The organism is Acinetobacter sp. ABJ_C1_1, from assembly GCF_044684115.1.
Taxonomy (GTDB): domain Bacteria; phylum Pseudomonadota; class Gammaproteobacteria; order Pseudomonadales; family Moraxellaceae; genus Acinetobacter; species Acinetobacter nosocomialis_A.
On the sequence record NZ_JBITPU010000001.1, the window covers coordinates 484,389 to 499,856 of the forward strand.

General features: G+C 37.7%; 17 protein-coding genes, 1 tRNA gene and 1 pseudogene. 12 read left to right on the forward strand and 7 right to left on the reverse strand.

Annotated features, from left to right (window positions below; genetic code table 11):
• Positions 1-22: 22 nt before the first annotated feature.
• Positions 23-100 (forward strand): annotated as a pseudogene (locus ACG59Z_RS02385) (hypothetical protein); the annotation flags it as partial.
• Positions 101-208: 108 nt separating this feature from the next.
• Here the strand turns inward: ACG59Z_RS02385 and ACG59Z_RS02390 are convergent.
• Positions 209-1,438 (reverse strand): alpha/beta fold hydrolase, encoded by a 1,230-nt coding sequence (locus ACG59Z_RS02390; protein ID WP_311086891.1) that lies wholly within the window; start codon positions 1,436-1,438, stop codon positions 209-211.
• 246 nt (positions 1,439-1,684) lie between these two features.
• Between ACG59Z_RS02390 and ACG59Z_RS02395 the strand changes: the two genes are divergently transcribed.
• The 11 genes from ACG59Z_RS02395 (at position 1,685) to ACG59Z_RS02445 (ending at position 10,858) form a co-directional block, all read left to right on the forward strand.
• A complete protein-coding gene (locus ACG59Z_RS02395; protein ID WP_191028966.1) occupies positions 1,685-2,371 on the forward strand; it encodes a 3'-5' exonuclease in 687 nt (228 codons plus the stop codon).
• A gap of 153 nt (positions 2,372-2,524) precedes the next feature.
• Positions 2,525-3,148, forward strand: a complete 624-nt coding sequence (locus ACG59Z_RS02400) for a hypothetical protein (RefSeq protein ID WP_311086890.1) — start codon at positions 2,525-2,527, stop codon at positions 3,146-3,148.
• 101 nt (positions 3,149-3,249) lie between these two features.
• Positions 3,250-3,326 (forward strand) — tRNA-Arg (locus ACG59Z_RS02405).
• 117 nt (positions 3,327-3,443) lie between these two features.
• Positions 3,444-4,379: an ABC transporter ATP-binding protein gene (locus ACG59Z_RS02410; protein ID WP_004700452.1), complete on the forward strand. Its 936-nt coding sequence runs from the start codon at positions 3,444-3,446 to the stop codon at positions 4,377-4,379.
• Entirely contained in the window at positions 4,376-5,149 is a 774-nt protein-coding gene (locus ACG59Z_RS02415; RefSeq protein ID WP_077165428.1) for an ABC transporter permease, read from the forward strand. The genes ACG59Z_RS02410 and ACG59Z_RS02415 overlap by 4 nt, the downstream gene beginning before the upstream one ends.
• On the forward strand, positions 5,146-5,958 hold the full coding sequence (gene queF, locus ACG59Z_RS02420; RefSeq protein WP_400197813.1) for an NADPH-dependent 7-cyano-7-deazaguanine reductase QueF: 813 nt from the start codon (positions 5,146-5,148) through the stop codon (positions 5,956-5,958). The genes ACG59Z_RS02415 and queF overlap by 4 nt, the downstream gene beginning before the upstream one ends.
• Positions 5,959-5,981: 23 nt before the next feature.
• Positions 5,982-6,632 (forward strand): hypothetical protein, encoded by a 651-nt coding sequence (locus tag ACG59Z_RS02425; protein WP_174723386.1) that lies wholly within the window; start codon positions 5,982-5,984, stop codon positions 6,630-6,632.
• 126 nt (positions 6,633-6,758) lie between these two features.
• A complete protein-coding gene (gene rodA / locus ACG59Z_RS02430; RefSeq protein ID WP_019457155.1) occupies positions 6,759-7,901 on the forward strand; it encodes a rod shape-determining protein RodA in 1,143 nt (380 codons plus the stop codon).
• A 19-nt stretch (positions 7,902-7,920) separates the two neighbouring features.
• A complete protein-coding gene (mltB, locus tag ACG59Z_RS02435; RefSeq protein WP_400197814.1) occupies positions 7,921-8,922 on the forward strand; it encodes a lytic murein transglycosylase B in 1,002 nt (333 codons plus the stop codon).
• Between the two features lie 290 nt (positions 8,923-9,212).
• Entirely contained in the window at positions 9,213-9,830 is a 618-nt protein-coding gene (locus tag ACG59Z_RS02440) for a septal ring lytic transglycosylase RlpA family protein (RefSeq protein WP_002052473.1), read from the forward strand.
• A 575-nt stretch (positions 9,831-10,405) separates the two neighbouring features.
• Positions 10,406-10,858 (forward strand): DUF962 domain-containing protein, encoded by a 453-nt coding sequence (locus ACG59Z_RS02445; RefSeq protein ID WP_077163000.1) that lies wholly within the window; start codon positions 10,406-10,408, stop codon positions 10,856-10,858.
• A 39-nt stretch (positions 10,859-10,897) separates the two neighbouring features.
• Here ACG59Z_RS02445 and ACG59Z_RS02450 read toward each other — a convergent pair whose 3' ends face one another.
• The 6 genes from ACG59Z_RS02450 to rpsB form a co-directional block, all read right to left on the reverse strand.
• The gene (locus ACG59Z_RS02450) at positions 10,898-11,215 is read right to left on the reverse strand and encodes an AzlD domain-containing protein (protein ID WP_400197819.1); all 318 of its coding nucleotides are present in this window, start codon (positions 11,213-11,215) and stop codon (positions 10,898-10,900) included.
• A 1-nt stretch (position 11,216) separates the two neighbouring features.
• Entirely contained in the window at positions 11,217-11,933 is a 717-nt protein-coding gene (locus ACG59Z_RS02455) for an AzlC family ABC transporter permease (protein WP_400197821.1), read from the reverse strand.
• 94 nt (positions 11,934-12,027) lie between these two features.
• Positions 12,028-12,852, reverse strand: a complete 825-nt coding sequence (locus tag ACG59Z_RS02460; protein WP_396478446.1) for an AraC family transcriptional regulator — start codon at positions 12,850-12,852, stop codon at positions 12,028-12,030.
• Positions 12,853-12,950: 98 nt separating this feature from the next.
• Positions 12,951-13,433, reverse strand: a complete 483-nt coding sequence (locus ACG59Z_RS02465) for a DUF3465 domain-containing protein (protein ID WP_400197822.1) — start codon at positions 13,431-13,433, stop codon at positions 12,951-12,953.
• A gap of 66 nt (positions 13,434-13,499) precedes the next feature.
• Positions 13,500-14,375, reverse strand: a complete 876-nt coding sequence (tsf, locus tag ACG59Z_RS02470) for a translation elongation factor Ts (protein WP_311069331.1) — start codon at positions 14,373-14,375, stop codon at positions 13,500-13,502.
• A 139-nt stretch (positions 14,376-14,514) separates the two neighbouring features.
• Positions 14,515-15,267, reverse strand: coding sequence for a 30S ribosomal protein S2 (gene rpsB, locus ACG59Z_RS02475; protein WP_001982118.1), 753 nt, complete (start codon positions 15,265-15,267; stop codon positions 14,515-14,517).
• Positions 15,268-15,468: the final 201 nt, after the last annotated feature.

Below are 15,468 nucleotides of genomic sequence, written 5' to 3' on the forward strand. Positions count from 1 at the left end.
TAAGATTGCGGCATATTGTAGCATGAACTTTATAATTAAACAGAATCAAGTTAGCTCAGTTTTAAATAAAAATGGCTCAATTTTTATAAAAAATGAGCCATCAAATCTAAAATAATTTATAAACACTTAAAAAACTTTTATTTAATAATTTTCTAAAGTTAAATTTAGCTTCTCAAAACAACAAAAAAACTTTAAATATCAACTACTCTTATTGAGCTGACAACAAGTTTTGCACATTCCCAACAATGTTATCTACATTATTGCTCATAGCCGTCTCATGGTCCCAGTTACCCGTTACATAGCTATTAATTTTTGTGCCCACGACAGTGGCATTAGATATCAAAATATCAGTCGCTACTTTAGGAACCGTTGTATCAGCTAACCCCTGATAAATAATAATTGGTGTAGATACTTTTGTCTGCAGAGGTTGAGAATCTTTATCTAAGAATGTTTTTACGGTTGGCACAGCCATAAAGTTAGGTTGTGTACGTGTAAAACCATCTAGTGTGCCGCCATGTGTTGCTGCGTAGGTTTGCATATTAACTGCCAAGGCTTGGCCCAATGGCCCTGCACAAATCGTTTCTGCCTGCTGTGCAGTACTTGCTGTTTGTGAAGTAAATACCTGTGAATAATCAAAGCTTGGCTGTGTATTTCGAATACCCGCTGTAACTAAAGCAGTATATGTATCAAGCTGTGCATACATCGGGATCTTTTTATCCAAAGTTGCATTGGCAACGGCTTGTTCTCCTGCCGTTAAAATGAAACCCAAATTAGATGCCGGTGCTACCGCTACCGTACCTTTATAGTTTAGCTGTGCACGGCTTGCATATTGTGCAGCACCCAATGCAGCATGCCCACCCTGAGAGTGACCTACGGTGACCCATTTGTTCGAAGTTAATAAATTACGTTGAGATAAATAATTGCGTGTTGCAACTACTGCATCAGTAATTGAATAAGCCTCACTTTTAACATTTAAGAATGGATGTATGCCTGCGGTTCCTAAGCCCTCATAATCTGGAGCAACCACTACATAACCGGCTGCAAGGAGTTTACTAATTAAATCTTTAGTACTGTCTGTTAACGCTGATTTACTCGGTGCACATGCATCTGCAACCCCTGTCGTGCCATGTGCCCAAACCACAATTGGCCAACCGCCTGCTGGTGGTGGTGTCGTTGGTGTAAATACTAAACTGGTTGCCTGCACCTCTTGTCCACTTTGACCTAACATTTTATAAGTTAAAATACTACTTTCAGCAGCAACTGATCCTAAGTTAGTACTTGTATAAGCATCTACCTTAACCACTGGGTTTTGAATATTATTGGCTGGTGCACCAGATGGATCAGTAGTTGCCGGACTGTCATCACTACTTCCATCTCCACATGCCGTCAACAATAAACTTGTGCTAAGAACACTGGTCATGAACAGTTTCATTTTCATTGATATATCCCTTAAATTCGATTTTTGTTGTGCTTTACTTTTTAATGAACATTTTAAATGTCTTACAAACAATTACGCCTAATCTTCATTTTTCGCAAGTGATATTTAATCAAAATGAGCAGCTAAATTTTCTACTTTTTAACATAAATTGCATTTGATAGCTTATCTAGCCTTACTCCATGTTTTAAAGTAGATAGCCAACTGTTAACATTGATGGTTACTTGTAATTGTTTAAAGGTTCAAAAGATGCAAGCCATTATTTTAGATACAGAAACTCATACACTAAATGGTTTGCCTATTGAAATTGCATACGCTCCCATTGAACTTAATGCGGGTAAACTCACTTTAGATAAAAGCAAATTGTTTGATCAGCTCTATCAGGTGGGAGCTCCGATCTCTTATGCTGCAATGGCGGTCCACCACATCTTGGAGTCTGACCTAGAAAACCAGCCTCACTATAAAACATTTCAATTACCGGATAGCACGACTTATATTATTGGTCATAACATTGATTATGATATTGCTGCCATTGCTCGTTGTGGCGTTGATGTATCTCATATCAAACCGATTTGTACTCTAGCTTTAGCACGTAAAGCTTGGCCAGATGCTGAAGCTCACAACATCTCTGCACTCATTTATATGATTTCTCAAGGCAGCAGTAAAGCGCGAGAATTACTCAAAGGTGCACACCGTGCCGATGCGGACATTATTTTAACTGCCAATATTTTGATGCATATTATCTATCATTTAAATATTCAAGATATTGAAGAGCTTTACCAAGTTTCTGAAGAAGCCCGTATCCCCACGACTATTAATTTTGGCAAGCATAAAGGTACGGCAATTTCTGAACTGCCAAAAGATTATATTCAATGGCTTCTACGTCAAGACGAGCTAGATGTCTATTTACGTAAGGCTCTAGAAAGCGCATTTTAAAGACTTAACTTAAATAGATGATATTCATAAATTCTTCATCATATTGTCATTTTTGAGTTTTATCGTTAACCCCATTTATATTTTATTAAGAACGGTACTGTTTGATAGAAAAATTCAAACAGGCTGCTTCATTTTTTATATTGGGGAAATACAATGTCTGGTTTTTATAGAACCAATTTGGGAAGAGTTGCGCTTCAACAACGTAATATCACGTTAAATGCAAAACAAAGACGTTTACTTCTATTAATAGACCATGAAGATTTTCAAAGCCTCGATCCCGAGTTTAAGAAACGGATTGCCCCACCAGAGCTAATTCAACAGCTCATTGACTTAAAACTCATTGCTACTTCTAACGAAAGTTATTCAGAATTGACCGAACAAATATCTCCCCCAGAGACATCTATAACGACTAAAGAAGTACATCAGAAAAATATTGATGAGAATAAAAGTAATGATTTAATTGGAGAAATTCAGATTCCTCAATCAACGTCTGTGACTTCTCCAAATATAGAAAATGACCAGCCATCTATTCCAGCTCAACAACTCTCTTTTGAAGAAATACAACTATTAATGAAACAAAGCTTGAGCCAGTACTGTGGCCTTATGGCAAAACCACTTATTCAAAAAATAGAGCAAATCAAAACGCTTCAAGAACTTAAAATGTGCCAAATGCAATGGATTACCAGTTTACAGGAGTCACGTATTCCTCCTCATGAGCTAGCACATACGCTTCATTCTATTAATTATTCAATTCAGCTTATTCAACAACGCGTCTAAAATAGAACAAGCTGCTGTTTAATTAAGCATTAAACTCACTTGGTACGTATTTCGTGCTTTACCTACCAGTGTTTTTTTCCTATGATGTGCCCCACACATGTGCGCTCGTAGCTCAGTTGGATAGAGTACAGGTTTCCGAAGCCTGGGGTCGTGGGTTCGATCCCCGCCGGGCGCACCAGTTTATATATAATAACTTCATAAATTTATCCCAATTTCATAAAATTCCGACTATTTTACTTGGTTTATTAATCATTATCGCTCAAAATATACCCCTCTTTCATAATGTGAGAATTTCATGACTGATGCTTTGGTATTAAAAGATTTGTCCAAAACATATCGTAATGGTTTTCAGGCGTTAAAAGGTATTAACCTCACTGTGCCTGAAGGTGAATTTTATGCGTTGTTAGGCCCAAATGGTGCCGGCAAATCAACAACCATTGGTATTATCAGCTCCCTCACAAAAAAGACCTCAGGAACAGTTGAGATTTTTGGGCATAATCTCGACACGCATCCATCCTTAGCAAAACAACAGCTTGGCGTCGTTCCTCAAGAATTTAATTTTGGCCAGTTCGAAAAAGCATTCGATATTTTAGTCACTCAAGCTGGCTATTACGGCATTCACAAAAAGATTGCCGAAAAACGTGCCGAACATTATTTAGAAAAACTTGGCTTGTGGGAAAAACGCAATATACAAGCACGTATGCTGTCTGGTGGTATGAAGCGCCGTCTAATGATTGCCCGCGCCATGATGCATGAGCCTAAACTTCTTATTTTAGATGAACCTACTGCTGGTGTAGATATTGAATTACGCCGTTCTATGTGGGATTTTCTGACCGAAATGAACGAAAGTGGCACTTCTATTATTTTAACGACACACTATTTAGAAGAAGCGGAAATGCTCTGTCGTCAAATTGCCATCATTGACCGTGGTGTTATCAAAGAAGATACCAGCATGAAAAGTTTCTTAAACCAGCTGAGTGAAGAATCTTTTATTTTCGATTTGGCAGAACCGATTGCCCCACTCCAGTTAAATATTATTGGTGTGAAGTTCAACTTAATTGATAGCAGCACTTTAGAAGTAACAATGGATAAGGCACATACATTAAATGACTTATTCCAACTTTTAGAGTCACAAGGCATTCGTGTTCGTAGTATGCGTAACAAATCAAATCGCCTTGAAGAGCTATTTGTCAAAATGGTTGAGAAAAATCTTGAAGGAGAGGCAAAATGAACTTTAACCAACTGCAAATTGCCCTCTGGACTTTAGTTCGTAAAGAAGTACGCCGATTTCTTCGCATTTGGCCCCAAACCTTATTACCACCTGCGATTACCATGAGCTTGTATTTTGTCATTTTTGGTAATTTGGTTGGCTCACGTATTGGACAAATGGGCGGCGTAAGCTACATGCAGTTTATTGTGCCTGGCCTAATCATGATGGCTGTTATTACCAACAGTTATGCGAACGTTTCTTCCAGTTTCTTTAGTGTGAAATTCCAAAAAAGCATTGAAGAGCTCATTATGAGCCCTGTGCCATTACATATTATTTTATGGGGCTATGTCATTGGTGGTATTTGTCGTGGTGTTCTAGTTGGGGCCATTGTTACCGCGATGAGTATGTTCTTTACTGACCTTTTTATACATAACTGGTTCGTAACTATATATACAGTCTTAATTACATCTGTTTTATTTTCCTTAGGCGGCTTTATTAATGCGGTCTATGCAAAATCTTTTGATGATATTTCTATTATTCCAACATTTGTACTTACTCCACTCACCTACTTAGGTGGTGTGTTTTATGCCATTAGTGCACTTGGTCCTTTTTGGCAAAAACTTTCTTTAATTAATCCTATTGTGTATATGGTTAATGCTTTCCGTTTTGGCATTTTAGGTCATAGCGACGTGAACGTTACGTTCTCTTTAATCGTTGTGACATTATGTTGTGTTGTACTTTACGGAGTTGCTTACTATTTACTTGCTCGTGGTTCAGGAATGCGTGAATGAGTGTCGAACAGTCTTTATTGGGTAAAGAAACCCAGTATCCAACCAGCTATCAACCCGATGTGTTATTTCCAATCGCACGTGCTCAATCTCGTGAAAACTATTCACATATTGAAGGCATTACCCAAGGTAAAGATTGGTGGCATGTTTTTGAAATCTCTTGGTTAAATTCGCACGGTATTCCACAGGTTGCTATTGGCAGAATTACATTGCCAGCTTCTTCACCAAATTTGATTGAATCAAAGTCATTAAAACTTTACTTCAATAGTCTTAACTTCACTCAGTTTGACTCTAAAGCGTTATTCATTGAAACAGTTGAAAAAGATTTATCGGCTGCGGCAGGCGCAAAAGTTGAGCTAACGCTATTTCAAGTAGATGATCTCGATATTTCCAAGCCACAAGGCATTTGTATTGATGACCTTACTCCAGAACGTTTAGAGCAACATCCTGATGCAACTCTTTTAAAACGAGATGAGTCTGGTGAAGACGTTGAAATTGAGCTGTATTCTCATCTTTTGAGAAGTAACTGCCCAGTCACGGGACAACCGGATTGGGGTACAGTTTTTATCCGTTTTAAGGGCAAAAAACCTTGTTATCGTAGTGTTTTAGCTTATATTATCTCGTACCGTCAGCATAATGGTTTCCACGAACAGTGTGTTGAGCAAATCTTTGCAGATGTTTGGCAAAATTTGCAGCCTGAAAAGCTGATGGTTTATGCAACTTATACTCGCCGCGGTGGACTTGATATCAATCCTTGCCGAGTATCGGATCTATCATGGATGCCAAAACCGATTCGATTGGCACGACAATAAAACGAATAATTTGAGGATACACCATGCCGTTTTTTGGTTTTACCCCTTCTGAAGGCTTATTGAACGATATGCAGACTGGAATTGCGAATAAAAATTCTAGTGAACCGCTATATCCACTTCGAGACAAAATTGCTTTACAACTCAATGAAGAAATTATTGATAATGTACTGATTCAGTTAGTACAACATTTCCCAGTGAGTGAAAAAAGAGATACTGCCGAAAAACTAGCTGGTTATGTCAAATCTACAGTTGCCGTACTTTTAAAGCAATTACTCAGTAAAGCACCAAATGACGTTGTTAAACAGTCAGTTGAGTTTTCAGAGAAAAGCTTATTTAAAGATCCACAAGGTCAATATAAAGTTGGCGTAGCTTTAGATGCTGGCTTAGTGACTAATTTGAAGCATAATTTTACTGAGCTTCAAGCAGGTAATGACATTAATAAAGCAGCATTAGCGGAACTATATAAACAGTTTGGCGATGCTATGGTTAGACACTTTATGTCTGATTTTAACAAGACATTAGATTTAGGCATGATTAAGCGTAAAGCAGCCGATATTGGCGCTGCTGCTGTTACTAAAGCGGTTCATATCGCGATCGATAAACTCATTCCAAGTTTAAATCGCACTGAATTGAAAGCGATGGCTGAATATCATGATGGTTTATTCTTTAACTAATAGAAAATAGACTATCGGAAACCTGGCGAGAGCCAGGTTTTTTTATTGCAAAATATTGATATACATTGCCATAAATCAGGTTTATGTTAGCATGCGCCAAGCACTGATTGACCTAGTTAAAGCCGCATGTCTCCTAGTCCACAATATAAATTTTTACGCCAAGCTCCTCGAGATGGTCTTAGTACTGCCATGCAACCATCACGCTGGCAGCAACTTCATATTGACCCTTGGTTATGCCTATTTTTATTCCTAAATGCTCTGTTAGGTTTAACGGTACTATATAGTGCATCTGCACAAGATGTAGGCTTAGTCAGTAAACAGGCCATGAGCTTTGGTATTGGCTTTTTAGTCATGATTGGTCTGGCTCAAATTCCCCCTAAGGTTTATCAAGCTTTTTCACCCTACTTTTATTTATTTGCACTATTTTCCTTAATTGGAGTTATGGTCTTTGGTGAAGTTCGTATGGGAGCTAAACGCTGGATCGATATCCCGGGTTTCGGAAGTGTGCAACCCAGTGAGTTCATGAAAATTGGTATGCCAATGATGATCTCATGGTTTTTAGCACGCAAACCACTTCCCCCTAGCTTTTCTCAAGTTGTTTTATCATTAATGTTAATTGGTGTTCCATTTCTACTGATTGCAGAACAACCTGACTTAGGAACATCCCTACTCGTATTAGCCAGTGGTATTTTCGTACTATTTTTAAGTGGACTATCTTGGCGCATGATCGGTGCAGCAGCAGCCTGTGCCGCTATTGTTATTCCAATTGCGTGGGAATTTCTTTTACATGACTATCAACGTCAACGGGTTCTAACACTACTTGACCCAGAAGCAGATGCATTAGGAACAGGCTGGAACATTATTCAATCTAAAACAGCTATCGGTTCTGGCGGTTTCTCAGGTAAAGGCTTTCTTGAAGGGACACAGTCACATTTACACTTTTTACCAGAAGGTCATACTGACTTTATTATTGCGGCTTACTCCGAAGAGTTTGGCCTGATTGGTGTACTTATATTAGTTATTCTTTATTCAGCTATTATTTTTAGAACATTCCAAATTGGTTTACAAAGCTTTCATAATTATGGCCGCTTGGTTGCTGGCGCCTTTGGTTTGTCTTTTTTTGTTTATGTATTTGTAAACGCAGGAATGGTCAGTGGTATTTTACCTGTAGTGGGTGTTCCTTTGCCTTTTATGAGTTATGGCGGTACCGCTATTATTACTTTAATGGCCACTTTTGGTTTAGTTATGTCTATTCATACACATCGATAATTTGGAATTTTAAAAAGATATGTTGTCTCAATTTGTTAATAAAACTTTAAAAGTACTCGCCTTGTGTACTGGCCTAGTGAGCACTAGTCATTTTGCTCAGGCTAATGATTTTGTAAATGATCCTAATTATTTAAATTTTAAACAAAAAGCCATGAACACTTATGGTCTAAGTAGTGTACAAGTCGATGCCGCAATGAGCGGTGCAAAAAATTTACCAAACATTATAAATATTATGACTCGCCCAGGTGAAAGTAAGCCTTGGTACGACTATCGCTCTATGTTTTTGGTTGAAGGCACTATTCAGCGTGGTGTCCGCTTTAAAAACCAATATGCAGATGCACTTAACCGAGCTGAACAGCAATTTGGTGTCTCTCAAGCTGTGATTTTAGGCATTTTAGGTGTCGAAACAGGTTATGGAGCCAATAAAGGTTCTTTCATCACTCGTGACGCGCTTGCGACATTAGCATTTGGTTACCCGCGCCGTGCTGATTATTTCAGTGATGAATTAGCGGCTCTGATTGCATGGACGTATAAAGAAGGCTACCCAACTAGTAGTATTGTTGGTTCTTATGCTGGAGCAATTGGCTATCCACAGTTTATGCCAAGCAATATTAGTAAATATGGAGTCGATTTTGATGGTAATGGTCATATCGATCTTCGAAACTCTGCGGAAGATGCGATTGGGTCAATTGCAAATTACTTAGCAAAACAAGGATGGCAGCGTGATCAGCCGATTGGTTTTATGGCACGTTACACAGGTTCAAATCCAGACAGTGTTATTGCTAAAGACCTGACCCAGCCTACTCCATACGGTGTGCTCAAAAACCAAGGAATTTCTCCATTAAACCCTTTAGTTAAAATTGATGACCTAGATATGGTAAATGTTATTCAATTACAAGACTATAATGGTCCAATTTATTATTTAACCTATCCGAATTTTCAAGTGATTACGACTTATAACAAAAGCCGAATGTATGCGACTGCTGTATGGTTGTTAGGCACAGAAGTAGCTAGCCGATAGGCTAGCTTTTTGATGAGTTTATGTAAAAGTCAATAAATATTTTTGTTAAATCGATCACAATACATACATTTTAAATACCTTGTTACATATTTGGTTATTTTTTAATCTAAAACTGTAAGTTTTTGCCCTTTTTGTAACTATTTCTCGTTAAAGACTAGACACTCTCCGTAAGCGATGAATATTATCCACCCCAATCAAGCAATTGCAAAAGTGAATAATTAGGCATGTTCACTTCAATTTTTAGCCTGCCGGCTAAAAGAAAAAGAGCATGTTCTCAGGAGTTTATATAAATGCAGTTATCGCTGAAATACATTCTTGCACTGACGGCTAGTTTAAGTATGGCCCCGCTGCACGCTGAAATGATGCAGTCATCATCATTAAACAGTGATGTAGATGGTCCAAATGCTAATTTAGCTGCCCGTGTGTTGAGTAAAGATACTCAAAGCTTTAATTCTCGTTTTTCTAACATTAACAGTCTTTCAATCACTGAACGTTCTGGCGATCAAATTCGTCGTCAAGCTATCGCAGCTAAAATTGAAATCCCTGAAGATGAGCCTTCAGTGATTGAAAAACTTAACACAGTAGCTTCAAATACTGTTCGTAAGTTTAGCCAAACCGGCATGGCATCTTGGTATGGTCGTCAATTTCACGGTCGTAAAACTGCAAGTGGTGAAACATTCGACATGAATGCACTTACTGCTGCTCACCGTAGTCTGCCATTGAACTGTTATATCCGTGTTACAAACAAAGACAATGGTAAAAGTGTGGTTGTAAAAGTAAACGACCGTGGTCCATTTCATGCAAATCGTGTACTTGATTTATCATACGGTGCAGCAAAACGCCTTGGTATTACCAATGCTGGTACTGCTAAAGTAAGTATTGAACGTGTAGACGGTCCTACTTCATAAGCGATTACTCCTAGAGTTCATGAAAAAGCCACAATTTAATTTGTGGCTTTTTTAATTTTTGGAGTTCACGATAAAAAAATTATGTTCAAAAATTTTATGTTTCTACTCATTTTCCAATTACAAAATTGATTATTTTTTAACCCAAAAACACATCATTTTCTTACCCATCTTTTTTTGCTTATATTTTTCGATTACAGCTATTTTAAAAAAATTACGCTACCCTAGTACCACTTTAGTCTAAAAAGAGCTATTTATCGCGTTTTAAGACAAGTTGAGTTGAGTCTTTTTCTATTATTTTCCCACTTCTCATAAAAAAGTGCTTTTCTGAGTCATTTCCTCACTTCAAAATCCAAAAATAACTAACCTGATTTTCCTTAAATGAATCTCGCTCTTTTTTAAGTCCAACTTTGAACTTTTTCCCTCCTGTTTTTCCAAACAATGAGTCATTAAATTTTTAAAGATACATAAATGAACGAGAAGGAAGATTTGCGACTTTCTTGTCTACCCACCTAACAACAGGATAAAATATAGACATAAAAAGAATGACTCAAAATTAGACACGGAGAACAAGGTCTATGAAATCTATTGGTGAATGGTTTGATGAATATAGTGAAAGTCATCAAAATCCAACAAATAAAAAAATCCACTGGGTATGCGTTCCCGCTATTTTATTTTCTATTATCGGAATCATTGCCCACTTTAGCGCCTTACTCACTGCTTTACTCATTGTACTGACTCTAATTTTCTATGCTCGACTCGATCTTGTACTTGCAGTAGCAATGGCTGCACTTCTCGTCGTGATGGCTTGGCTTATTTATGTCTTACCTGTAGGCGTGGGATTTTATATTGCTCTTTTTGTAATTGCTTGGATTGGACAATTTTACGGACATAAAGTTGAAGGGAAAAAACCTTCCTTCTTTAAAGATTTACAATTTTTATTGATTGGTCCAGTCTGGTGTATGGATGCCTATCTTGCAAAAATATTACCTAAGTGGAAAAGTCGCCAAAATAAATTGATTACTCAATAATTTTTAAAAAGCTGAATCTTTTTTAGATTCAGCTTAAATTTACTGATTTATTAGAAAATTTATAAAATAGAAAAATGCTAGGCTGAGCAGAACACTGGGCAAAACTTTTCTTAAATAGAAAGCAACTACAATACAAAATACTGTCGCATATAAATATGGATTATCCAAAGTCCCTCTCAATTCATTTCTTTCAAAAAAGATTACCGGTATACAAATAGCACTCAATAAACAAGGCGCTGAATAATTCAACATTTTATTCATCAGTACTGGTAATTTTACTTTTACAGTAGGTTCTAAAAAATAATAACGATTAAAAAAGACAATTACTGCCACACCTAAAATCATGAACCATGACATTTCATTTCTCTCCCACTCTAGTTTCTACGACAACGGCAATAAGCATTCCCAATAAACCGGAAATCAAAATGGCGCCTTCAATGTGAAAGAATTTGAGAACAAAACCACTAACACAAGTTGTTAAAACTCCTGCTATGACAGGTTTTCCTTTACACATAGGAACAATCATGGCCACAAAAATAGCAACAATCGAAAAGTCTAAGTGATAAGACAATAAATTAGGAATCGCCGTAGCCAACAAAATTCCAACTAGACTAAAACCCACCCAGAATAAATAAAAACATATACCGGCCCCTAATAAATAGTGAGGATGTCTTTTTTCGTTTGGAGCACTTAGCGCAAATAATTCATCTGTTAATAGAAAGCCTAAACTTAATCGTTTGGGTAAAGACAAAATAGAAATATCATTTCTTAAAGTTAATGCATAAATAAAATGCTGTGCAGTAAGAAAGAAAATCGTGATATAGATCGTTAATAATGATGCACCTTCCATCACCATACTCAAACTGACCAATTGTGCAGCACCAGCAAATACAATTCCTGACATTGCTAATGCTTTATAAAATGATAAACCTGCATGAATTGCCATTGAACCAGCCAAAATAGCCCACGGAATAACCGAAATAGATAATGGCAATATATCTACCGCCCCTCGTAAAAAAAGATACGAAGGTTGGTTTTTAGAAAATCTAATAGATTGATTTAAACGAGTATTCATCTCTAGACATCTATAACATTAAATATTTATAGATTTTCTTCTATGCAGGCTAGCTTCTCTTGAACAAAATTGCGTTTAGAAATGAAAATAAATTTTAGAGATTAAGGCTTGCTACATACTGGGTAGGTGTAACACCCATCGCCTTTTTAAAGTGACGGTTAAAATGACTTTGATCAGAAAATCCGCATTGCTGTGCAACCATTACAATTTGAATACCCTGTTTTAATAACTGCCTCGCCTTTTGCAAACGTGCCTGCACTAGCCAAGCATGTGGTGGTAAACCCACATGTTTTTTAAATTGTCTTAAAAAATGCCAAGCACTTAATCCAACCATGTCAGCCAATTCCTGCAAAGAAAAATTATTTTCAGGCATATCTGCCAACAAATCTTTAACTTTTAAGATTTTCGAATAAGCTTCTGGTAGCTCGCAAAAGGCGTGCCGTGATTTACCATGACGCATCATCAAACATGCTAATGTTGATAAATACATGGTTTCTTTAAGCAGAAAATTATCTTTTTGTTCTAATAAATCAAATAATAAGCAAAGTTGTTGAGATAATCCCAAATCTTGAATAACTGCTTGAGGGAACCAAGGCGCACCATGAAAATTTTCAAAAAAATCCTGACTCACTTCAGCGAGCATTTCAGGTGTAGGATAAATTGCCCGATAGCGCCAACCAGATTCGACAGCAGATGAACCTGTGTGAATTTCATCTGCGTTCACCAAAATAATGTCACCTTTAGGAGCAACGTGTAGTTGACCCGTCCTAAAAAAAGACTGTGCACCTTCTTCAATCACACCAATACAATACCCTTCATGGGTATGCTTTGAAAATTGCGTTTGGTGATAATGTGCTTTTAATAGTTCTAAACCGCCTAACTCTCGCAAATGCAAGTAGTCAGCCTGTTCCCGGTGCATATATACATCTCATCTATTTATCTGAAAAAAAACATACCATGTTTTAAAAAGATGCATAGAACAAAATTGCTGTTGGGCCGAAATGAATACCCCTTTTTCTATTGGTAAATACGTCCATTATGTTTCAACCAGCCATTCTCATGACGGTTTTGTGGATCATGATGCGTCCAATGCAATACACCACCTTTCTCGTTATATTCATATTCACCATTAAATTCGACTATATCCCCTTTATGCAAATCGTCAATTTTTGGTGCTAAATCAATATTATGAGCCACTAAAATTGAAAGGCCATTTTTTAATACAAGAATAAATTTCTGATGTTTTGTCCCATCATTATCTTCTTTTAAAATTGCTTTTACTCGACCACTTCCCTGCACTTGAACATTACTTTGTCTGCGGTCATAGGCAGCTTTTATAGTATCTATCCCATCATTTGAAAACGTAGTTTCAGTATGCTGAGTTACAGGACTTGATGATGGCGATTGATTTTTTTTATGCCCAGATAAATCTAGACCGAAATATGCAGCAATCAATAAAACAATAATGCCGCCAATACTCAGATTTTTTTTATTTGTCATCTTTATATTCCGATTTCAATAGGGATAAAAAAAGCCCCATAGGGGCTTTTTTTATTGTGATACGAATTACTTCGCAGCAGCTTGAGCAGCAGCAACTTCTTCAGCGAAGCTCATTTCTGCTTTTTTCTCAATACCTTCACCAACTTCGAAACGTACGAAGTTAGCAACAGTTGTACCAGTCGCTTTTAATACGTCAGCAACTTTTTTGTCGTTGTCGATAACGTACATTTGACGGTCAAGAGCAACTTCGTTTAAGTATTTCTCAACAGAACCAGTTACCATTTTCTCAACGATGTTCGCTGGCTTACCAGATTCTAACGCTTTCGCTTCAGCAATTTCTTTCTCTTTAGCGATAAGGTCAGCTGGAACAGCTTCAGCACTTACTGCTACTGGGTTGAATGCAGCAACGTGCATTGCAATACCTTTACCAGTCTCAGCATCACCTGTGTAAGAAACTACAACACCGATTTTTAAACCGTGTTTATAGATAGCCAAGTTTTCGCCTTCAACGATTTTCGCGCGACGAACCTGGATGTTTTCACCGATTTTTTGAACAAGCGCAATACGAGCTTCTTCAACTGATTGGCCATCAGCCAATTTTAATTCAGCGATTTTAGCAGCATCAGTTTCGCCAGCAGCTAAAGCAGCAGCAGCAACTGCGTGTGCAAAGTTAGAGAAGTTTTCATCTTTAGCAACGAAGTCAGTTTGACAGTTTACTTCAACTAAGATCGCTTTATTACCGTCTTGAACGATAGTGATTGCACCGTCAGCAGCAATGTTGCCAGCTTTTTTAGCAGCTTTAGCTTGACCAGATTTACGAAGGTTATCAATAGCAAGTTCGATGTCACCGTTCGCTTCTGTTAATGCTTTTTTGCATTCCATCATTGCAAGACCAGTACGGTCACGTAATTCTTTTACCATGCTTGCAGTAATTGCAGTCATGTTGATCTCCTAAAATCGGTAGAAAATAAATCTGTTCAACAAAAACGGCCCAAAGAAACTCTGGGCCGTTTGCACTCTCGACGCTTAATTTGCCACCATTACATGTCGCAAAAATGACAAGCCTGCGTCAAAAAACGCATTAAGCCTCAGAAGCGTCTTTCGCAGCGTCATCGCCTTTTGCTTGAGCGTTCGCTTGAGATTGAGCGTATTCTTTACCAGCAAGAATTGCGTCAGCCATAGCTGAAGCATATAAAGTTACTGCACGGATCGCATCATCGTTACCAGGAATAACGTAATCAACGTTGTCTGGGTTAGAGTTTGTATCAACGATACCGATAACTGGAATACCTAAGTTCTTAGCTTCTTTAATTGCAATCGCTTCGTGATCAACGTCGATTACAAATAATGCGTCAGGTAAACCACCCATGTTTTTAACGCCGCCTAAAGAGCGCTCAAGTTTTTCCATCTCACGAGTACGTTCTAAAGCTTCACGTTTAGTAAGCTTAGCAAAAGTACCGTCTTGAGATTGAGTTTGAAGATCTTTTAAACGGTTGATAGATTGGCGAAGTGTTTTCCAGTTCGTCAACATACCACCTAACCAACGGTGGTCTACATATGGTTGACCAGCGCGTTGAGCTTGTTCACGGATGATGTTAGAAGCAGCACGTTTTGTACCAACGAACAAAACTTTGTTCTTTTTGCTTGCTAATTGGTTAGCGAAGTTCAAAGCATCATTTAACGCAGGAACAGTGTGCTCAAGGTTGATGATGTGAATTTTGTTGCGCGCGCCAAAAATGTATTGACGCATTTTTGGGTTCCAGAAACGAGTTTGGTGACCAAAGTGCGCACCTGCTTGAAGAAGGTCGCGCATGCTTACGTTGTAATCTGCCATTTTCTTTACCTTAAAAGTTGGGTTAGGCCTCCATATATCCGCATTCTCCACCTTTTTACGGGCACCCAGAGTAATGTGACGATATATGTGCGGATTTTTACTCCATCTATCAAAATTCTTCGTAAAAGATATTCACGAAAAGCATTTGATAAAATGGGCGGCTATTTATACCATATACACTTATAAATTACCAAAAGTTTT